At 70.2% G+C, this 20,282-nt stretch carries 18 protein-coding genes; 7 read left to right on the top strand and 11 right to left on the bottom strand.

Annotated features, from left to right (window positions below; translation table 11 throughout):
- Window positions 1-49: 49 nt before the first annotated feature.
- Window positions 50-1,195 (bottom strand): FAD-dependent oxidoreductase, encoded by a 1,146-nt coding sequence (locus WME89_RS19995; RefSeq protein ID WP_438010715.1) that lies wholly within the window; start codon window positions 1,193-1,195, stop codon window positions 50-52.
- Window positions 1,196-1,278: 83 nt separating this feature from the next.
- On the opposite strand from WME89_RS19995, the gene WME89_RS19990 reads away from it, so the two are divergent.
- Window positions 1,279-1,974, top strand: coding sequence for a TetR/AcrR family transcriptional regulator (locus WME89_RS19990; protein WP_438011952.1), 696 nt, complete (start codon window positions 1,279-1,281; stop codon window positions 1,972-1,974).
- Window positions 1,975-2,247: 273 nt separating this feature from the next.
- On the opposite strand, the gene WME89_RS19985 is transcribed toward WME89_RS19990, so the two are convergent.
- From WME89_RS19985 to WME89_RS19975, 3 genes are all read right to left on the bottom strand, one after another.
- A complete protein-coding gene (locus WME89_RS19985) occupies window positions 2,248-3,678 on the bottom strand; it encodes a serine hydrolase domain-containing protein (protein WP_438010714.1) in 1,431 nt (476 codons plus the stop codon).
- Window positions 3,679-3,838: 160 nt separating this feature from the next.
- On the bottom strand, window positions 3,839-4,150 hold the full coding sequence (locus WME89_RS19980) for an MYXO-CTERM sorting domain-containing protein (RefSeq protein WP_438010713.1): 312 nt from the start codon (window positions 4,148-4,150) through the stop codon (window positions 3,839-3,841).
- Window positions 4,053-4,787 (bottom strand): DUF4336 domain-containing protein, encoded by a 735-nt coding sequence (locus WME89_RS19975; protein WP_438010712.1) that lies wholly within the window; start codon window positions 4,785-4,787, stop codon window positions 4,053-4,055. Before WME89_RS19975 ends, WME89_RS19980 begins: the two co-directional genes overlap by 98 nt.
- Before the next feature lie 145 nt (window positions 4,788-4,932).
- Here WME89_RS19975 and WME89_RS19970 point away from each other — a divergent pair, with 145 nt between their 5' ends.
- From WME89_RS19970 to WME89_RS19960, 3 genes are all read left to right on the top strand, one after another.
- Entirely contained in the window at window positions 4,933-5,592 is a 660-nt protein-coding gene (locus WME89_RS19970) for a glutathione S-transferase family protein (RefSeq protein WP_438010711.1), read from the top strand.
- A gap of 681 nt (window positions 5,593-6,273) precedes the next feature.
- Complete coding sequence (locus WME89_RS19965) at window positions 6,274-7,422, top strand: hypothetical protein (RefSeq protein WP_438010710.1); 1,149 nt, start codon at window positions 6,274-6,276, stop codon at window positions 7,420-7,422.
- Between the two features lie 221 nt (window positions 7,423-7,643).
- Entirely contained in the window at window positions 7,644-8,816 is a 1,173-nt protein-coding gene (locus tag WME89_RS19960) for a small-conductance mechanosensitive channel (protein WP_438010709.1), read from the top strand.
- A gap of 231 nt (window positions 8,817-9,047) precedes the next feature.
- Here the strand turns inward: WME89_RS19960 and WME89_RS19955 are convergent, their stop codons facing one another.
- Entirely contained in the window at window positions 9,048-10,553 is a 1,506-nt protein-coding gene (locus WME89_RS19955) for an FAD-dependent oxidoreductase (protein ID WP_438010708.1), read from the bottom strand.
- A 44-nt stretch (window positions 10,554-10,597) separates the two neighbouring features.
- On the opposite strand from WME89_RS19955, the gene WME89_RS19950 reads away from it, so the two are divergent.
- Window positions 10,598-11,116 (top strand): MarR family winged helix-turn-helix transcriptional regulator, encoded by a 519-nt coding sequence (locus WME89_RS19950; protein WP_438010707.1) that lies wholly within the window; start codon window positions 10,598-10,600, stop codon window positions 11,114-11,116.
- A 2-nt stretch (window positions 11,117-11,118) separates the two neighbouring features.
- Here the strand turns inward: WME89_RS19950 and WME89_RS19945 are convergent, their stop codons facing one another.
- Window positions 11,119-13,578 (bottom strand): substrate-binding domain-containing protein, encoded by a 2,460-nt coding sequence (locus tag WME89_RS19945; RefSeq protein ID WP_438010706.1) that lies wholly within the window; start codon window positions 13,576-13,578, stop codon window positions 11,119-11,121.
- Window positions 13,579-13,864: 286 nt separating this feature from the next.
- A complete protein-coding gene (locus WME89_RS19940; RefSeq protein WP_438010705.1) occupies window positions 13,865-14,647 on the bottom strand; it encodes an SDR family NAD(P)-dependent oxidoreductase in 783 nt (260 codons plus the stop codon).
- A gap of 287 nt (window positions 14,648-14,934) precedes the next feature.
- Here WME89_RS19940 and WME89_RS19935 point away from each other — a divergent pair, with 287 nt between their 5' ends.
- Window positions 14,935-15,618 (top strand): helix-turn-helix domain-containing protein, encoded by a 684-nt coding sequence (locus WME89_RS19935; protein ID WP_438010704.1) that lies wholly within the window; start codon window positions 14,935-14,937, stop codon window positions 15,616-15,618.
- Here the strand turns inward: WME89_RS19935 and WME89_RS19930 are convergent.
- The 3 genes from WME89_RS19930 to WME89_RS19920 all read right to left on the bottom strand — a co-directional run bounded on the left by WME89_RS19930 (window position 15,615) and on the right by WME89_RS19920 (window position 17,863).
- Complete coding sequence (locus WME89_RS19930; RefSeq protein ID WP_438010703.1) at window positions 15,615-15,779, bottom strand: hypothetical protein; 165 nt, start codon at window positions 15,777-15,779, stop codon at window positions 15,615-15,617. The genes WME89_RS19935 and WME89_RS19930 overlap by 4 nt on opposite strands.
- A 215-nt stretch (window positions 15,780-15,994) precedes the next feature.
- Entirely contained in the window at window positions 15,995-16,900 is a 906-nt protein-coding gene (locus WME89_RS19925; protein ID WP_438010702.1) for an AraC family transcriptional regulator, read from the bottom strand.
- Window positions 16,901-17,119: 219 nt separating this feature from the next.
- Entirely contained in the window at window positions 17,120-17,863 is a 744-nt protein-coding gene (locus tag WME89_RS19920; RefSeq protein ID WP_438011951.1) for a PAS domain-containing protein, read from the bottom strand.
- Here WME89_RS19920 and WME89_RS19915 point away from each other — a divergent pair.
- Window positions 17,756-19,627 carry a substrate-binding domain-containing protein gene (locus tag WME89_RS19915; protein ID WP_438011950.1) on the top strand — a complete coding sequence of 624 codons (1,872 nt, stop codon included), beginning with the start codon at window positions 17,756-17,758 and terminating at the stop codon, window positions 19,625-19,627. The genes WME89_RS19920 and WME89_RS19915 overlap by 108 nt on opposite strands.
- A 30-nt stretch (window positions 19,628-19,657) precedes the next feature.
- On the opposite strand, the gene WME89_RS19910 is transcribed toward WME89_RS19915, so the two are convergent.
- Window positions 19,658-20,281, bottom strand: coding sequence for an NAD(P)H-dependent oxidoreductase (locus tag WME89_RS19910; protein WP_438010701.1), 624 nt, complete (start codon window positions 20,279-20,281; stop codon window positions 19,658-19,660).
- Window position 20,282: the final 1 nt, after the last annotated feature.

Raw genomic sequence — 20,282 nt, 5'->3', positions numbered from 1 at the left:
TACATCGCCGGCGCCCCGCTCGCGCGCGGCCACGTCGGGCACCCCGGGCTCACGCTTCTTGGCCGCTCGACCGCGCTTCCCCGCCCGACAGAAATGCGATGAGGCCGTGCGGGGCGGTCTCGCCGAAGCAAAGCTCGAAGGTCGCCGCGGCTTCGGGAGCGGCCTTCGCTCCACGGACGAACATCTCTTCTTCGTATCCGGCGAGCGCGGCTTCGAGGTCATCCGGGTGCGCGGCGATGGCCTTGCCGAGCTCCGCGCCGTCGTACATCGCGAGGTTTGCGCCTTCCCCGTCGGGCGGGCTCAGGTGCGCGGCGTCGCCGAGGAGCGTCACGCCGGGCACGCGATCCCAGCGATGCCCGGCGGGGAGCTTGTGGATCATGCGCGGGACCGGATCGGTCTCGCCGTCGGTGATGAGCGCGGTCAGGGCCGGGGCCCAGCCTTCGAGCTCCGCGGCGACGCGCGCCCGCGCCGTCTTCGGATCGGTGAAGTCGATGCTCTCGATCCACGCCTTTGGCTTCGTGAGCGCGACGTAGGTGTGGAGGACGCCGTTCTTCTCGCGGTGCGTGATGATGCCTTTGCCGGGCGTGAGCGCGTAGAGCGCGCCCCCGCCGACGAGCTTGGCGCTGGCGGAGTGCCGCGCGTCGGCGTCGAGCAGGTACGTCTCGATGTAGGCGGTGCCGACGTATTCGGGCTTCACGTCGGAGAGGAGCGGCCGGATCTTCGACCACGCGCCGTCGGCGCCGACGACGAGGCCGGCGGTCACGGTCGACCCGTCCGCGAAGGTGAGCTCGTGCTTTCCGTCGCCGAGCGCGCGCGCGCCCGTGAGCTTGCGGCCCCATTGCACGGTGTCAGGCGGGAGTGAGTCGAGGAGGATGCGCCGGAGGTCGCCGCGGAGCACCTCGGGGCGAACGCCGGTGCCGTCGTCCGGCTGGTCGAGGAGGACCGTGCCCTGCGGATCGACCATGCGCATCGCCTCACCGCCTTCGTGGACGATGCGGCGGAACTCGTCGAAGAGGCCGGCGGCCTTGAGCGCGAGCTGGCCGTTGTAGTCGTGGATGTCGAGCATCCCGCCCTGGGCACGCGCCTCGGCGGAGGCGTCCGCCTCGTACACGGTCGCCCGGATTCCGTGGACGTGGAGGACGCGCGCGAGCGTGAGCCCGCCCGGTCCGGCGCCAATGATGGCGATAGAAGTCATCGTGATCCCTCTCGGTCTTCAGCGTGGAACGGCGTTCCACTCATTTACTTGGAACGCCGCTCCAGAAATGTCAAGATGGAGCCTTGGCGAAGAAGGAGACGCGAGGGCCGGAACGCGAGAAACGCCGCGAGGATGCGCTGTCGCGCGAGCGGATCGTCGAAGCGGCGATCGCGCTGCTGGACGCGGACGGTGAGGATGGGCTGACGTTCCGCGCGCTCGCGACGAGCCTGGCGACGGGCCCGGGCGCAATCTACTGGCACGTCACGAACAAGAGCGAGCTCCTCGTCGCCGCGGCCGACGCCGTGGTCGCGCGCACGATGGGCGAGGTGCGCAGCTCGACCAGGCCGCGCGAAGCGATCCATCGCGTCGCGCTCGGCGTGTTCGACGCGATCGAGGCGCATCCGTGGGTGGGTGCGCAGCTCTCACGCGCTCCGTGGGAGACGGCGATGCTGCGGATCTACGAGCGCCTCGGTCGCCAGGTCGAGGCGCTGGGCGTTCGCGGGAGCGCCCAGTTCACCGCGGCGTCGACGCTGCTCAGCTACGTCATCGGCGTGAGCGTCCAGAACGCCACGGCGAGCCAGTTCGCGCGCCGCGAGCTCGCGCCGTCGACGAACCGCGTCGACTTCCTCGAGGCGGCAGCGGCGCGATGGCGCGAGCTCGACGCCCGTGAGTACCCGTTCACGCGAAACGTCGCCGCCCACCTCCCCGGCCACGACGACCGCGAGGAGCTCCTCGCCGGGATCGACCTGATCCTCGCCGGAATCGCGGGCTCGGAGTGAGCCGCGGACGTCGCGATGCGAGCGCCGGTCGGTGAAACCTCCGAGGGCGCGAGGACGCGCATCGTCGTCGCCGACGACGACGCGGACATGCGCGGCCACCTGGAGCGCTTCAGATCCGCTCTCTTTTCACAGGCTCGCGACATGTGCACGACCCGGCGTCGAGCGCGAGGTCGCGGGCCGCGTCGGCCGGCACTGCGAATCGCTGGGTTCTCACCCGGCTCAGTCTGGTCGCCCGGGACGCCGAGCTCCATCCAATGATCAGGCCGACATCACCTATGCGACGTCGGGCCGTGTCATCAATGGCGACCGCAGATGCAACATCAGATCGGGGCTGGTCAGGGGCACGGTGCTCCACGTCGCCACCGCTGTCCCCGCGTCGGCGTCGACCACCAGCCGGACCCGGTGCGGTGTGGTGATGACGTAGAGCTCGGCGACGAACGTGTCGCCCTGCCAGGCGCCGGCCGCGACGACAGGGCGGCCGAGCGGCGAGCTCTCCCGCCATTCGCCGTGGCCGACCTCGACGTCGAGGAGCGACCCGAATCGCAGGAGCCATCCACCGTCCACGGGCTCGACGATCACCGCGGTCCCGTCGGGCAGCGCCGACCCCGCGGCGGAGGCGTCGAGTCTCGCCTTGGCAGAACGCTCCGGGGCGGCCGAACCCGGCACCGGCGCGAAGGACAGCCGCCGCAGCCGATCGGCGAGGATCTCGTCGTCCCGGGTGCTTCCCGCGTCGTCCAGGCCGGGCAGCAGGCACTCCCACAAGGGGTCGAGCACTGCCTCACCCTGCGTTGTGGCGCCGGTCACGACGATCACGAGATCGTGCGACGGGACGACCACGCACAGCTGCCCGAAGGCGCCGTCACCGCGATAACCGTGGCGCGACATCCAGAACTGGTAGCCGTACCCGCAGAGTGAGTCGGGGTTCTCCGACCAGTCCTCGATTTGCACTGTCTCGATGTGCCGTCTGGTCGCGAGCTCCACCCATTCGCGCGGGACGAGCCGCCGGTCGCCCCAAAGGCCTCCGCGCAGCAGCAGCTCGCCGAAGGCGGCGACGGCCTCGGTCGTGAGGTGCAGTCCGTGGAATCCGAAGGCGGCGCCGCTCGCCACCCGGTCCCATTCGGCGTGCTCGACGCCCATCGGCTTGAAGAGGCGCTCGTCGAGCAGCTCCGGGAGGCCGCGGCCGGTGACCCGTTCCACCATCCGGGCCAGGACGAAGGTGGTCGAATTGTCATAGGTGTGCCGTGTTCCCTCCGCCTCGGTGAACGGTACGCGCAGGAAGCCTTTCACCAGGTCGCCCGGCTCCAGTTGCCAGGCCTCGGCGAGGCTGTCCGTGCGGTGTCCGGCCGTCATCGACAGCAGGTGGTGAACGGTGAGGCGGCGCCCCTGCTCCGGGATGTCGGCCGGAACGTGGTCGGGCAACACGTCCACCACCCGGTCGTCCAGCGAGAGCAGCCCGTCGGCGATCGCGAGCCCCACGGCGACCGAGGTGAACGACTTGGTCAGCGAGTAGAGGAGGTGCGGGCGCTCGGCCGAGTACGGCGCCCACCAGCCTTCGGCGACGACGTGACCGTGGCGTACGACCATGAGGGAGTGACACTCGACGGATTGCGCTTCGAGCCGGTCCAGCAGCGCGGCGATCGAACGGGACGACATCCCCGAGGCAGCCGGCGCCGATCGCGGCAGCAGGGTGCGCTGAGAAGGCATCCGGGCACCGTAGCAAGACCCGCCCGATCGAGTTGCCGGATTCGGCTTGGTCAGACGGGCCAGGTGACGCCGGTCAGGCGCTCGGAGATCTCACAGAGCCGCCGCTGCGCCGCCTCGTCGCGGGTCGGGTCCCCGGGCTGCACCAGCGATCGATTGTCGATCAACACACCTTGAGGGGGCGTCTCCGGCGCTGGAGGAACAGGCCGGCGAGCACCAGAAGGAACGCTGGCGTCGCGGCGGAGGACCCGGCCGCCATGTGGCATCCGCCGCCACCGCTGCTGCCGGCGCCAGCGCCGCCGCTGCCGCTGCCAGGGCCAGAATTGAACGAGACAGTGGCGATGTCGACCAAGGCGCGAGACCAGAGTATCACGATGCTAGAGCGTGGCGCTGGACTGCCCCATGTGAGAGGGAACAGCGAAGCTCCAGGCTTCGGCGAGCTGTTGAACGGGTCGATCCGTGATCGGATCGGCATGGGCCACGAGGATTCGCTGGAGTGGCAGCGCGCGCATCTGCGCGATCGATCCAGCCACCGCCGAGCTCGCACGAGTATGCATCCGGACGTCAGGGGGCGTCCGGACTTTTCCGTAGCGTCCCCAGATGCGCGCTGCAATTCGCCAGGTCCAGTGGTCGCGTGCGCAGGCGGACAGGAGCAGATCCGCAGCGATCAGGGAACCGCTGGCTGGGTGGAAGAAGACCGTCTCGTCAAGAAAAGGAACGCCCCTCAGCTGAATAGAGACCAGCTCAGGCGTGGAGCGGATATACGCGGCATCGTCCGCGCCCATGGTCACGCCGACGTGCGGGTTGCGCGACTCGGCAGACTTCGGTCCGACGACGAGCGCGCCTGGGTACCGAGCGGCAGTAGCTGGAGTTTGCAGGTGATGGAACCGATTCGGCACCACGATCCAGCGCACCTCGCCTAGCGCATCGAGCGCCGCGCACACATCGTCGGTGGGCGTGCAGGGGCTATGAACCCAGAGGGCATCACCCGAGAGTCGAACGACGGTAGTTCTCGATCGTAGGCGAACACCGCCGAACCATATCGGACGTTCGGTGACCCAGATGGATCCTGGCACGACGGCTTCGAAGACGCTGGGAGCTGCCACTGGCATAGCTTACCCTCCTTCGGGTCTTGCTGCGAGAAATCTGCTCACAGGGCGGCTCGCGCGCGGTCTGGCGCTGGAGCTCGCACCGCCGTCCGCTGTATGGCAGAATCCGGAGTGGGCCGGTGGATCCGGCCACCGTTCGGAGGACGACATGATCACGCTCTATGGCTTCGGAAATATCTTCCCCGAGGGGGTCGGCGAGACGAAAGACCTCCGGGCGCAGTGGGCGCTCGAGGAGACCGGGCTGCCGTATCGAGTCCACGCGCTCGACCACGCCGCCGGCGAGCTCGACAGCGACGCCTACGGCCGCATCAGCCCCTTCCACCAGGCCCCGGTCATCGACGACGACGGCTTCGTGGTGGCCGAATCTGCCGCGGTGGTGCTCTACCTGGCGGAGAAGGCCGGCAAGCTGATCCCGGGCGACGTCCAGGGCCGCACCCGCGTCGTCCAGTGGTGCTTCGCCGCGGTCAGCACCGTCGAGCCGACCCTGGTGTGCATCGACATGATCGGGATATTCGACAGCGGCAAGGCCGCACACAAGCTCCACGCGGAGGTGCCCAAGCTCGCCCGCCGCTGGCTCGGCGGCGTCGAGCGCCGCCTCGAGGGCCGCGAGTGGATCGCCTGCGACGACTTCACGGCGGCCGACATCATGATGGCCGGCGTCCTGCGCAGCACCCGCAAGACTGACCTGATGGATCCCTTCCCGAGGCTCAAGGCCTACTACGAGCGCTGTCAGGCCCGCCCGGCGTGGCAGCGCACCCTCGGCCTCTACGCCGAGCGACTCGGCGTGAGCGTCGACGACATCCGCTAGCGCGTAAGTCCTCGTCACGACGGGGCAGCGCAGGCAGCGCGAGGAGTCAAGAACAACGCGCACCAGCCGCCGCAATTGCTCGACAGGGCGGCCACCAGTCGGTCTGACGCCTTGCCGGTCTGCCGCGGAGCGCAGTGCCGCCGGCAGCTGCGGCTCGTTGGGCGGGAGACAGAGAAAGAGAGAGTACACAGGGAGGCGGGGAGGCGGGGAGGAGAGAGAGAGTACGGACAAGGATGGGAGGCGAGAGCGGGGGACCATCGTTTGAGCTCGCTCGGGGGCGGCTGCCTCGAGGTCGCTCGTTCGCAGGGCGGGTGCGGGGACGTCAATTCCGCGCAACTGGGTCTGCTGGCTTCGCATCGAAGACGACCACTCCGGCACCACCAGCCGCCCCGCATCAACGCAACCCGAAACAGCCGGCGCTGCGACTGCTGGTTCGAACGGCTGATCCCGGCTCTCGCCTCCCGGCCTCCCCGCCTCCCTGTGAATCTCTCCCTCTCCATCTTCCTCTCCGCCCAACGCCTTGCCGCGCAGCGGCGCGTCCGCCGCAACGGCGCTGGTTGGCCGGCATGAGCACCCCGCGCGGTGACATCCCTATCCCTCCCACAAGTCGAGGACAGAAAAATTGCGGGGGCGGCGCAGAGCCGCTCGCGCAGGCGGCGGAGCAGCGGATAGCGTGGAAGGATGAAGAACCATCTGCAACTTCCCCTGGTGATCGCGCTGCTCCTCGCCGCCTGCGACTCCACGCCGGGCTCCGGCGGCGACGGCGGCTCAGGGCCGGACATGCCCTCGCCGCACCCCGACGGCGGCGGAACGAGCGCTGGCGGCGGCGGCGGCGGAACGAGCGCTGGCGGCGGCGGCGACACATCGCCGCCCCCCGGCACGCTGAGCGAGCGCTACCCGGGCGACGTCGGGATCGCCGGTGACCCGGCCGTGCTCTTTCACGACGACTTCGAGCAAGGCTGGGGGCGCTGGGACGGGCCAACCGCCGACACGCGCTACCTTCACATCGAGACCGACCCGGCGACCGCCCACGCCGGACAGGGCTACCTCCGCTCGACCGTGACGACCGCCGATCTGGCCGAGGAGACGTACGTCTCGTCGTCCACATGGGTCACCCACGCGCGCGTCGACGCGACCTACTGGCGCTTCCACGTGCGCTTCCCCGAGCTCGCTCCGAACCCGCACCACTGGGTGCGCATGGCGGCGGGCACCGAGAGCTGGGACAGCAGCGGCCTGGCGAACACGGTGCCGCCCGGAGACGAGGGCTTCTGGTTCGACTTCGACACGAACACCGACGACGTCTTCAACTTCTACGCCTACTGGTACAAGATGCGCTCCGGCCGCTGTAACGACGGGACCACCACGCCTGGCTGCGCGGGAGATCAAGGCACGACGTACCACTACGGAAACGGCTTCCAGCCGCCGGGGCAAGCGCCGTTCCCGCGGGACCGCTGGTTCTGCGTCGAGATGCACGCGCGCGCGAACACGGTCGGCCAGAGCGACGGCGCGCTCGCGTTCTGGATCGACGGCGTGGCGGTCGGCGACTACCGCCCCGGCCACCCCGACGGCACCTGGCTCCGCGACCAGTTCCACACGGGAGGGTGCGATTTCAGCGCGTGCACGCCGCCCGAGCCGTTCGAGGGCTTCGACTTCCGATCGAGCGATGATGTGCGCTTCAAGAGCTTCATGCTCGACGCCTACTACGAGCGCGACTCCGACGCTCGCCGGCGGGCGGAGATGGAAGAGCGCGGGTTGACCGTCTCCGACGCGCACACCATTCTCTACGACGACGTCATCGTCGCGACCGAGCGCATCGGCTGCCGCCGCTGAAGCACGCGCCGCGGCCTCTCGCGCGCAGGCGCACGGTGGTGTTCCCTGTCTCCCCGACAGGCGCGCAGCGCCACGTCACGTTGCTCGGCAGAAAACGGAGGGGACCCGCGCCTTCGGCGACCCGCCGGCCCACGACCCGCGCGCCCACAAGTGGCGACGCCCATGACGCTGGCTGGGTGGTTACGCCGGTGCGGCGCTCGTGATACACGTCGTGATTGACGATGTCTGCGAACATCCGCAAGCTTCCGCTCTTCCTCGGCCTGCTCGCCCTGGTGGCGACGCCGCTCGCTACCCGCCTGCTGGTCCACGGCGACATGCCCGACACATGGGGCGTGTTCCCGCCGCCGAAGAGCCCGGACGTACCGGGCTTCAGCTGGTTCGTGTTCGGCCTCGGCGTCGCCCTGGCGCTGCTGATTCTCGGCTTCCTGTGCGCGCCGCGGCGGTTCGGGTTCGCCCCGCCGGCGGCGACCCAGCCCGCGCGCGTCCGACCGGTCCCGTTCCCGCCGTGGTGTGTGCCGGGCGTGCTGCTGGCGGCGGCCTCGTGGGGGCTGATGTGGGGCAAGCCGCAGGAGGCGGCGGCGCTGGTGCCGTACAGCTTCGTGCCGCAGTGGTGGGGCTTCATCCTCGCGCTCGACGGCGTGGTCTATCGCCGCACCGGTGGGGTCTCGCTTGTATCGCGGCGGCCGGCGGTGATGCTGGCGATCGCGGCGACCTCGTGCGTGTGCTGGTACTTCTTCGAGTACCTCAATTACTTCACGCGCTCGAACTGGTACTACCCCAACGACGCGATCTTCTCGCGGCGCGGCTACCTGGCGTGGTTCGGCCTGGCCTTCACCACGGTGCTGCCGTCGATCTTCGTTGTCTATCAATTGCTGACGACGATCGCGCCGCTGCGGGCTCGCTTCGAGCGTGGGCCGCAGATCGCGCTGTCGCGCGCGGCGGTCCGTCGATTGCTGTGGATCGGCCTCTTGTCCCTGGCCGCCCTGGTGCTGTGGCCGGCGCCGCTGTTCCCGCTGCTGTGGTTGAGCCCGCTGCTGGTGCTGACCGCGGCGGTGTCGCTCGCGGGCGCGTGGACGCCGTTCTCGGCGATCCGCAGCGGCAACTGGGCGCCGGTGGCGTTGATTGGCCTGGCGTGCGCGCTCAACTACCTGGTCGGCGAGATGTGGAACTTCTACAGCACGCCGCACAACCCCAACTTCTGGAAGTACGACGTGCCCTACGTGAACGTGCTTCTCGTGTACGAGATGCCGCTGCTCGGGTACTTCGGCTATCTGCCGTTCGGCATGCTGTGCTGGGTGTGGTGGATCCATCATGCACATCTGTGCGGCGTCGATCCGGCGATCGACGTCGTCGCCGGGGCCGGGCCGACGCTCACGCAGCCGCAGGACAGGTGACGTCGGAGTGCTGAGGCTGGCGTCTCTGGACGGCAGTTCAAGCCGATATCCCTTCGGTGGGATCACGCGCTCGGCATTCCGGAACTGCCAGCGGAGCCCAAGCGGCGCGAGGATCTCCCTCGCCCTCGCTGGCACAGTCACAGTACCTGAAAGACGCATCCTGCCGCCACGGCCAGTACAGGAGAGGTGCCGGGCCTCCCGCGGCGTGGCGAGAGCGCGCCCTCGCCCTTGTCACCCCCCTGATGGGAGGCCGACGCTGGCGAGGTAGGCTTCCAGAGCCGGTGCATGCTCGGACGACACGATGGCGCCGATGTATCCGTCCGGCCGCACGAGCACCCAGTCGCCGAGCGACACGCCATAGGCAGCGCGGAGATGGTCGCCATCCTCGACAATGTCGCCGCGCGGCCCGACGGCGTGGATGTGAAGCCCGGGGCGCGGCTCGACGGCCGAGAGCCGGTCCAGCCCGTAACCCAGCAAGGTCCAGTGCGGCCCCTGGAAGAGCTTGAAGAGCCGTGTCGGCATCCCCGCCACGCCGCGGACGGGCGCGTCGGGCGCTCGGTCGCCCGCCTTGATGCCGCCGCTGCGTTGCGGCTTTTCCATGGCCAGCGACGACTCCGGGTATCCCAGATCGAGCTGATGCACCTCGCGACCGCGGCGCATGACGCCTCTCTTGGCCGCGTCCAGGAGCTTCGTCGTCAGGCCGAGCGTCGCCGCGGCGACCGGCCGGCGCTCCTCCTCGTAGGTCGCGAGCAGCGTCTCCGGCGCGCCTGCCAGAACGGCGGCGAGCTTCCAGCCGAGGTTGTAGGCATCCTGCACGCTCGTGTTGAGGCCCTGCCCGCCCGTCGGCGGGTGGATATGCGCGGCGTCGCCGGCGAGGAAGACGCGCCCGTCCCGGTAACGGTCGGCGAGGCGCGCGTTCATGGTGTAGGCGGAGGCCCAGGAGACCGAACGGATCACGATGTCGCCTCGGCCCGTGCGGCCCGCGACCATCGCTGCGAGGCCTTCCGCGGAGAGATCGACATCGCCCTCCAGGGGAATCGGCGCCTGCAGCTGGAACATGTCGGTGCCGGCGAGCGGGCACAGCGACATATTCTTTTCCATCGACCCCTCGTTGAAGCGATGCCAGGCGTCCCTGCTGAGCCCATCCAGGACGACGTCGGCGACGACGGCGCGCACCCCCAGGGTCTTGCCGGGAAAGCCGATCGCGAGCGCGTGCCGGACGACGCTGCGGCCTCCGTCCGCTCCGACGAGATAGCGGACGCGGATGGTCTCCTCGCCCGTCGGGCCATTGATGCGTGCGTCGACGCCCTCGCCATCCTGCTCGAAGCCCTTCAGCTCGCGGCCGAACTCCGGGTAGCTCCCGAGCTCCGCCAGACGCTCACGCATCGCGGCTTCGGTCAGGAACTGGGGCACAAGGAGCGCCAGACGATAGGGCTCGCCAGGCGTCGGGTCCTGAGGCCCCATGACCTGCGACTCCTCGTAGCCTCCGTCGTCGCGATACTGCCGCGGGGGTGGGTACAGGCCGCCGGTCGCGACGACGCGGTCGAGGATGCCCAGATCCTCGAACACCTCCTGGCTGCGCGGCTGGATCCCTTTGCCGCGCGAGCCAGGAAACGGCCCGCCCAGCCTGTCGATGAGTCGGAACGCGACGCCCCGACGGGCGAGCTCGATGGCCAGGGTCAACCCGGCAGCACCTGCGCCAACGATCAGGACATCCGTCGAAAAATTGGGTTCCATTTCAAGCTCCGCTTTTCTTGGACTGCGTCTCAGATATGTGTACTATGCATATAGTCACACCCCCCGAAGCGTCAAGAGAATTTGTGCAAAATACACGCATTGCAAAAAAGAGGGTCCGCGAGCTCCACGGAGCCATGGTCGATCTGATCGCCTTCATGAATCAGCCGCAGCGCGATCTGGCGCTGCTCGCGGAGGCGGGCATCTCCCTGGATCGAGCCCTCTTTCCGCTGCTGGTGGGGATCGAGCGCTTCGGGCCGATCGGCGTGGTCGAGCTCTCGGAGCGAGCCGGGCGCGACTACACGACCGTCAGCCGCCAGGTCGCAAAGCTCGAGACCCTGGGGCTGATCGAGCGTCGGCCAAGCCCAGCCGATCGTCGCATCCATGAGGCGGTGATCACCGACAAGGGGCGGCAGATGACGGACGCCTTGGACGCCGCGCGCCAGAGGATTGCGGCCCCTATCCTCGCCAAGTGGAGCGAGGAAGACCTCGGCGATCTGGTGCGCCTGATGCGCCGGTTCGTGGACGATTTGATGGCGTCGTCAGGCGGAACAGACGGGACCTGAGGCTACGATGCGCGGCGGTAGACGATCTGGCCGCCGGTCTTCGACAGCGCGTAGGTGAACCCGAGCTCCAGGGTCGAGCGCGTGACGACGCTCCCGAGGTCCACGCCCTCCTCCACCATCAGCCGCGCCGTCGCCGCCGTGATGCCGACGAGCACGAGCTCGGCGCCGAGCAGCCGCGCCGCCCGCGCCGCCCGCAGGAGGTGCTCCGCCGAGGCGGCGTCGACGGCCGCCATCCCCGTGACGTCGACCAGCACCACGCGCGCTTGACGCTCGGTGATGTCCTGCAGCATCGACTCGATGAAGCGGGCGGACCGCTGCGCGTCCATCGTCCCGATGACGGGCATCACCAGGATGTTCCGCGCGATGGGCACGACCGGGCTGGAGAGCTCGCGGATCGTGTCGAGCAGCGACTCCTGCTGCCGGTTCGCCTGCTCGAGCTCATGGGTCCGCTCGGTGATCCGGTTGACGAGCTCTGCATTCTCGACCGCCACGGCTACCGTGTCGGCGACACGCTCGAGGAGCGCGACCTCCTCGAGCGAGCACGCCGCCCGGCGCTCGCTCTCCAGGACGAGGACGCCGAAGGGGGTCCCGCCCGCGAGGAGCGGGACGCCGACCAGGGTGTGCACCCCGCGCCCGCGCGCCTCGACGACGTCGGGCGCGCCGTGGAGCTCGCTCGCGTGCGTGTCGACGATGATCGATCCGGCGGTGCTCAGCACGCGCTCCACCAGCGACCCCGCCTCGAGAGGGGCGCGCTCCTCGCGGAAGTCCTGTTCCCCCACGTTCATGCCGGCGACGAGGAACTCGAGCGGGCGGCCGGCCCGGTTCAACCGGCGCCGCCGCTTCGTCGCCCTGCGGGTCGCGTCCAGCGTCAGGTAATCCGAGAGAGCGATGGACCACGGCGTGTTCTCGATCGTCACGACGTCGACGCCGGTGTCGATGAAGCGCAGCGCGTGCCCTTCCCCGGCGGCCGCGCGTGCTGGCAGCCCGGCAAGGGTCGCCTCGGCGCCGTTCGACACGATGTCGTGGAGCAACTGCACCGAGCGATAGCCCATGTCGTGCTCGCGCTGGACGATGGCCGCGTGGATGGTGCCCTCCCTGAGCATCGCGATCGTGTCCATGATGAGATCGAAGGCGATGACCTTGAGCTTCCCCTCCCGTCCCAGCTCCCTGGCGGCCCCCCCCCAGAACGGGCCATTCGCCGCGCAGACGCCGAAGGCGCCGGCGACGCCTTGGTCCTCGACTGCCTCCCGGACGAACCGCATCGCGGCAGGCAGATCGTGCAGGTCCTCTGTCGGCGGCTGCACGTCGAGGGGCGTGCCGGAGAGCGCCGCCTGGAACCCCGCGATGCGCTCCGTGCTGTGGATGGATGCGACGGAGTACGTCTGAACACCGATCTTGCCTCCGTCCGGGAGCAGCCGCGCCAGCAACTCCCCCGCGATCCGCCCCGCCGCCGCGTTGTCGGTGCCGACGTAGGCCAGAGCGCTGCTGCCGTCGACGGGCGGCGTATCGATCGTGACCACCGGGATCCCGGCCGCCGCCGCGCGCCGGATCGCCGGCTCGATGAGCTCCGGGTTCATCGGCGTCACGATGATGCCGTGGACTCCCCGGTCGATGCCCTCGTCGACGAGCTCGCGCTGGGCGATGTCGGCGGGGGCGCCGCCGCTGATGATGCTGGCGCTGCGGACGTCCATGTCGATGCCGAGGCCGCGCCCCGCGGTGAGGGCGCCGTCACGGATGTTGTTCCAGTACGCCACCGGCGGTCGCCGCGGGACGTAGTAGCTGCGGGTCTCCGGAGCCGTGGCGCCGCCGCGCGAGGCGGAGCCCCCGCGGGGGGCGTCGCTCAGCAGGACGAGGTGCACCGAGCTCCACTGCGGCCTGACCTGCACGCTCTTGATGCCTTTCGAGATCATCTCCACGAGCTCGTGCGGGCTGGTCCGCGCTGACACGGCGTTCAGCACCGCCTCCAGCACGCGGATCTCCTGCGCCGACTGGGCCTTGTCGTCGTAGAGCTTTCGCCGCTCCAGCGCCGCGCCGGCGCGGTCGGCCAGCGAGAGGAGCCGCGCCCAGCGCTCGTCCGAAGGCGCCTGCCCGTCCTGCTGCTCGACGGCGAGCACGCCCAACGTCTGTCCCTGCGCCCGCACCGGGATGAGGACCACGGCCGCGCCCGCGGGCACGAAATGCAGCGCTGGCTCGCCCGGCAGGTGCGCTCGGTACCACGCGGCGGCCGCGACGACGCGAGCGCTGTCCGCGGAATCGAGCATCGAGAGCTCGGTGGACGGCCCCGCATCGGCGAAGAGACGCGGCGGATTCGCGAGCACGCCGTCGAGGCCGACAGAGAGCCTGTGGACCAGCCGCTCTCCGTCCCGCGTCAGCAGGATCCCGCGCTGCGCGGAGGGCAGGATGCCCATTGCCTCCTTCACGATGCGATGGAGCGTTGCGAAGAGATCCAGACCGGTGATCATACACCTCCGCCCGCGACCTACCCCGACGACGGCGAGGGCTCACGTCAGAAGGCGCGATCGAGCGGCACCTTGTCAAGAGGAGACGGGGCCGCGCGGGGGCGACGCGCCCCCTCTCCGTCCTGGGTCCGCGTTGCACGGTGTACGCGCAGGTGAGCTGTAACCAGCCTCGCTGTGGGCTCGGTGGAGAGGAGGGCTCAGCGCGGCCTCACCTCATCGCGAAACGTGATCTCGGCCACCTTTGCTTCTCTGGATTCCACCCGGGAGTCGGTTTGCTCATGATGCTGCCTCAACCTGGCTGCTTCTCCATGTACGCCCGCACGCGCGCGAACGCGTCCGGCTGCGTATAGACGTCCCCGCGGCCGCTCAGGGCCGCGTCGCACAGCACATGCGCGACCTCCTCCGCCGTCTGCGTCGCGCCGCCGATGGCGGCGAGGACCTCAGCGGGGAGCTTCACGCTATCAGCCGTGCGCTGCCCCAGCGCGTTCTGACCGAAGTCGGTCGCGATCCGGCCGGGGTAGACGACCACCACGCGGATATCGGGGTGCGAGCCCGAAAGCTCGATGCGGAACGCCTCCGAGAGCGACATCATCGCGGATTTTGCCGCGGCGTAGGCGGCGCGCGGAGGTAGTGGGGTGCGGCCGAGGAGCGACGACACGTTCACGATCGCGCCCGTGCCGCGGGCCTGGAGGTGCGGCGTCACGACCTGCATGCCGTAGAGCGCCGACTTCATGTTGTCGCGGATCATCGCGTCTATATCGTCGTCGGTGATCTCGAGCAGGGGGCGGCCCATGCCTCGACCCACGTTGTTGATCCAGATGTCGACGCGACCGAACTTGGCGACTGCCTCGTCGAAGATGCGCTGTACGTCGGCGCGCTTCGTCACGTCGGCGACGACGGCGTGGGCCTGGTCCCCACAGCGCTTGACCACCTCGCCGAGCGGGCCGGCGCGGCGCGCGGCCAGCACGACCGACGCGCCACGCCGCGCGAGCTCCTCGGCGGCCGCAGCGCCGACACCCCCGCTCGCCCCGGTGACAACAACGACCTGGTCCGAGAAATCTCGGTTGCTCATGGTGTACCTCCACCGCCTTCGTACATCCCGCCCCCGCCCTCCGATTGGAAGGACCGGACATTTTCATCGTCCTTCCGCCCTGGCTTGAGCGACCGCAGCGGACGCGCTAGACTACGAGGGTGCCGCGCACGATGGATTCTGCCGCCATGACGTCCTCGCTCTCCCGCTTCGTCGAGGACGTCCGCACTTTCGTGCCAGTCGCCGGGCGCGCATGCCACGTTGAACGGCTGCCCGACGGAAGAACGACCCTTGTTGTCCGAGTGATCGACGGGGGTCGGAGAGGGGATGTGACCGTCGCTGGCCCGCGGACGCGGGCGCTGTTCAAGGACGCGACCGGCGTCGCGCGGGCGGTGATGCTCCAGTTCAAGCCAGGCTGGTCGGCGCCGCTGCTGGGCGTGGCAGCGAACGCGCTGACGGACCGGATCGTCCCGCTGGAAGACATCTGGGGCCGTTCGGGCGGCGACCTCTGCCTCGAGCTCCTTGCGGCGCGAAGCCTGCCGGAGGTGCTTGACCGACTCTCCAAGGCGATCGCCCTTCGTACCCACCAGACATCCGAGCCAGCGTCGGCGCGGCTCGCTCGCCGCGCGGTTCGCTTGCTCGAAGGGGACGAGGTCCGGGTGGAGAGCGTGGCGGAGCAGCTTGGCGTCACGGCGCGGCACCTTCGCCGCGCCTTCACCGAGAGCGTCGGCATCGGGCCGAAGGAGTTCGCGCGGACCGTTCGCCTGCAGCGTGCCGTGCGGATGGCGGCGACCTCGAAGGACTGGGCACGCATCGCCGCAGACGCGGGCTATTACGACCAGGCGCACCTCATCGCCGACTTCCGGGAGCTCGTCGGGCTCACACCGGGCGCCTTCCTGAAGCGCGCGGGCGATCCGGGCGTTCGGCTCGACTGCGGCGAGGCGGAGGCCGTTCTCCACCGGTCACCTCCGCCCCGGCAGGTGATGCCGGTACCCCTGCCCAGGTCGGCCTAATCGCCGCAGAACGGGATCGTGTGATCGCCGTCGACCGGCCAGTGGTCATCCCCGACGCCGCGCACCTTCACGACCACCGACGTCTCGTCGCTGCTGACGATCTCGATCGCTCCCCTGTGGCCGTTGCCCGCCCCACCCCCACCGCCGCAATCGGGAAGCATCGTTTCCTCGTGAAAGCCGATCCGGGTATCCACCCTGGCGGTCTCGCGCGGCCGTGCGGCCGGCTGCGGATCGACTTGGAGCGAGCATTGCGTCCGTTGCGTCATGACCCACGTCTACCCCCGGCGGGCGACCCGGTCTTGGACGCATTGGAAGCGGCAGGGCTCGTCGCCTGTCGCGCTGCAGTACGTCCGGGCACCGCGCCGATCCTTCGCGGTCATCGGATCAGGACACCTCGAGGTCGCGCGTGCTGCCGGCCCCTTCCCCGCGCCCCCTCCGGCGCGGCTGACGCGGCGATGGCGATGTGGTGCAACTTGACACGTTCGCGGGAGGACCGGGCGATGAGCGCGGTCGGCGAATCGCCGGAGAGGGCCACGAACTCGCGGATCAGGTGCGATTGATCGCAGAACCCTGACGTGGCAGCCAGCCGGGCCCAGTCCGGCTCGCGCTCCCGCTCGGCCTGCGAAAGCGCCCGCCGAAAGCGTGTGATCCGAGCGAAGGCCTTCGGGGCGAGGCCGGTCTCGGCGGTGAACACGTCGATGAGCCGGCGGTGGCTGATGCCGAGCGCGGCCGCGACGTCGGCGACGCGCCTTTCGCCGCCCTCGAGCGCCGCGATCGCGTGCGGCACCAGGGGATGACCCGGGCGCGCCTTCGAGAGGCGGTCGAGCAGCGCGCGCTCGAGCAGCGCGAAGCGAGCGCGCGGCTCCGGCGCCGCGCACAGGCGCTCGCGGAGCTCCGCCGCGCGCAGCCCCCAGAGCTCCGCGAGGTCGGCGTGCGCGTCGGTCAGCGCGCCGGGCGGCGCGCCGAGGAACGGCCACGCGCCGCCGGGGCGGAAGTGGACCCCGACCATCGACGCGTGCTCGCGTGTGTCGACGCCGAAGGAGGACTGGTAAGCGCCCGACACGACGACACCGGAGCAGCGTCGAATGGTGGGGCCGTCGTAGATGCGAAGCTCGTCCTCGTCGAGGTTGACGACCAGCTGGAGCGTACCGGAGGGCAGGATGCGCTCGGCCGCGCGAGGCGGAGCAGCCGAGAGGTACCAGAGCTCGGCGACGTGCGCCGAAAGCGGCGGGCCCGGCACGTGGCGGACATACAACACGTGGACATGATGGCCGACAATCATGTCGCCAGCCACATCGCTGCGCGGCACCGGCGATGGTGGATTGCGCAGAAGCACGCGCTCGCACATGGGCCTCGGCCGCCGGCGGCTCAGCGACCGCGCAGGACCGATGAGGGTCGCAGATCACCTGCGTGGCTCGATGTCTGCGCGGGAGACGCCGGGCGGAGGAGGTGAGCCGCGCGCGAAGCGTCTCGGTCACCCCCTTGACAAGGTGCCGTTCGATCACGCCTGCTGGCGTGGGCCCGCGCCGTCATCGGGGTGGGCTGCGGGAACGCAAGGCGCATGGTCACCGGTCTCGATCTTCACGCAACCCTGCATCGTATCGTGATGGATGCCGTGGGCACCCTGCCCTCCGCGCGGCGCGGGAGCCTCCTGGTCCGGGACGGGGAGCAGCTGGTCTACAGGGCCTCTGTCGGCCTCGCTGGCGTGCTGACGAGCCCGCTGGAGGTCGTCGGCGACGCGGGGCGGGCCACCACGATCGCGACGCTCGACGCCGCGGACAGCACCCGGGTCATGGCGGCCGCCGACTGGTACCGCGAGCACCTGCCGGGCGCGTCGGCGCTGCACCTCGTGCCCGCGGGCGCCATCGTGGCCCTCACCCCGGTGCGCGTGCAGGGACGGACGATCGGCGTGCTCGCCGTCGAGCAGCCGGACGACCAGGCGCCTTCCGGCGAGCGCTGGGCGCGGCTCCGCGCGCTGGCCGAGAGCGCCGGCGCGGCGCTGGAGCGGCGAGAGCTCTACAACGCTCAGGCGCGGTCGGCCCAGGAGGTGCGCGTGCTCGAGGCGGTGCTGAGCGCGGTGGCCGCGCAGAACAGCCCGCATGAGCTCGTCGAGACGATCTCGAAGGGGCTCAAGAGCGTGCAGCTCAGGCCCCAGTGGCGCTCCGCGCACCTCGTCCTGCTGAGCGACGCCCCCTCCGGGGGCTCGCGCGGCGACGCCGAGGCCCGCGAGGTCCGCATCTACCACGTCCCACAGCGGGCGTCGGTGGCGTTCTGGAACAACATCCGTGACGGCGCCCTCGTCGCGGGGCGCGGCCACGGCATCCACGTGGATGTCCGCAACGCCCCCGCCGGCAGCGCCGTCGAGCAGCGCGGGCTCATCGAGGAAGGCATCGACCGGCGCGTGCACGGCATCGCGGTGGCGCCGCTCGACCCGGAGGTCCTCGAGCCGGCGATCCGTCGGGCGGTGGAGGCCGGGATCCCGGTGGTCACGATCGACACGCCGCCCGTCGAGGGCAGCCGCGCTCAAGCCTACGTCGGCACCGACAACGTGGCGGCGGGGCGGCTCGCCGCGGAGATGATGGCCCGGCTGCTCCCGGGCGGAGGCAAGGTCGGCGCGCTGACGTTCTGGCTCAGCGCCAACAACAGCCGCGAGCGCATCGAGGCGTTCCGCGCGACGGTCTCCGGCGCGCGCCTCGACCTGCAGCCGCCGGCCGAGGACCGGTTCGACATCGAGCTCGGGATGCGGATCGCCCGGGAGGCCGTGCAGGCCGGAGGGATCGCAGGCGCCCTCGGCGTCTGCGCCGAGAACGGCCTGTCGTGGGGTACGGCCGCGAGGGCGCTGGGGCGGGCCGGGGAGCTCAAGATCGTCGCCTTCGATCTCCTCACGGAGACGCTCGCGATGCTCCGGGAAGGGACCATCCACGCGGCCCTGGTCCAGCGCGAGCACGAGATGGGCTACCGCGCGGTGCGGCTGCTCCACGACATGCTCTCGAAGGGCGTCGAGGCGGCCCTGGCCGGGCTGCCCACGCGCGCCGTCTCCGGGGGACGGTCCGCGCTGCGCTTCATCGACACGGGCCTCGACGTCGTGACCCTCGAGCGCACGCCCTGGTCGCTCCCCCTCTCCGACTACCTCGCCCTGGACACGAACCGCAAGGCGGCAAAGCGGCGGCAGCAGCTCCCCCACGAGAGCCGCGCGATGGATCTCCTCTTCGTCGGCGTGAACGCGGGGGAAGACAGTTTCCGCGAGGAGCGAGCCCCCCTCGACGCGCGGTCGATGGTCGGGCGGGTGCTGGGCACCGCCCGGCCGATCGTCGTCGACACGCTCGACACGCACGCGAGCGAGCTCCACGACGCGCCCGATGTCGTCGAGGCGCGCGGGCGCGGGGTGCACACCCTGGTCGGCGTCCCGCTCCTCGCGGGCGGGTCCGCCTTCGGCGTCCTGGTCCTGGAGAGCGGGCGCCCTGCGGCGTGCTCGCTCGACGATCTCACGACGATCGAGCGCGTCGTCGACACGATGGCCGTGGCGATCGAGAACGCGCGGCTCGTCCGCCGGATCACGGAGCGGACGTTCGAGCTCGAGCAGGCGAACCGGCAGCAGGAGTCGCTGCTCGGCACGATCCGCGAGCTCTCCAGCCCGGTCGTGCCCATCGCGCGGAGCATCCTCGTGATGCCGATCGTCGGGACGATGGACGCGCAGCGGTCCGGCCGCTTCATCGAGTCGATGCTGCAGGACATCACCGAGCGCCAGGCGCGCGTGGTGCTGGTCGACGTCACGGGGATGGCGGTCGTCGACGCCGCGTCGGTGGAGCACCTCCTGCGCGCGGCGCGGTCGGCGCGGCTGCTCGGGGCCGAGGTCGTGCTCGTCGGCATCACGCCGGCGGCGGCGCGCCTGATGGTGGAGGAGGGCGTGGACCTCGGGAGCGTCACCACCCGCTCGACCCTGGAGCTCGGGTTCGCTCACGCGCTGTCGAAGACCGGCGGCCAGATCGTCTATCGCCGCTCAGCGTAGCTTCAGCCCTCCTGAGTCGCGACCGGTATATCAGCCGGATCTGACACGAGATTGTCGCGCGTCCCGCTCGCCGATGCGCTCCATTTCCCGGAGCCAGGTCGCTCGCTGCACCGGGGTTCGGGTGTTCTGATTGAAATAGGTGGTCTCGCGGACAGGCCCGAAACCGACGAAGCGCAGCGTTGCGTTGACGAACGAAGCGTGAACGGAGCGTCGGTGCCAGAAGCGGTACCACCAGCTCGGGCTATCCATCGTCGTCACGACGCGCGCGCTGCGACCGGCGAGCAACCCCTCGGGCAGCGCGCTTCGCTTTCGATAGGCGAACGACCAGCCGGGCAAGAAGGTGCGGTCGATGAAGCCCTTGATGAGCGCAGGCGGCCCCGCCCACCAGGTGGGAAAGAACCACGCCACGTGGTCCGAGCGCTCGATGGCGGTCCGGGCCTGGAGGAGGTCTGGCTCGAGCTCCTGTCGACCGGTGAAGCCGGCGCGCAGGTGCGGATCGAAGGTGAGCGAACGCAGGGCCAGGTGCTCGACGCGGGCTCCGCCTCTCTCGAGGCCGCTGGCGTAGGCCCGAGCGAGCGAGTCGCTCAGGCTGTCGGGAGCTGGGTGACCTTGGATGACGAGGTGCATGCGTCGATCTTGGCCATGCAGCGGCATC

This window comes from Sorangium sp. So ce321, assembly GCF_051530195.1.
Classification (GTDB): Bacteria; Myxococcota_A; Polyangia; order Polyangiales; family Polyangiaceae; genus Sorangium.
The sequence above is the reverse complement of the archived record's forward strand: the minus strand, read 5'-3'. Positions and strand labels throughout refer to the sequence as shown.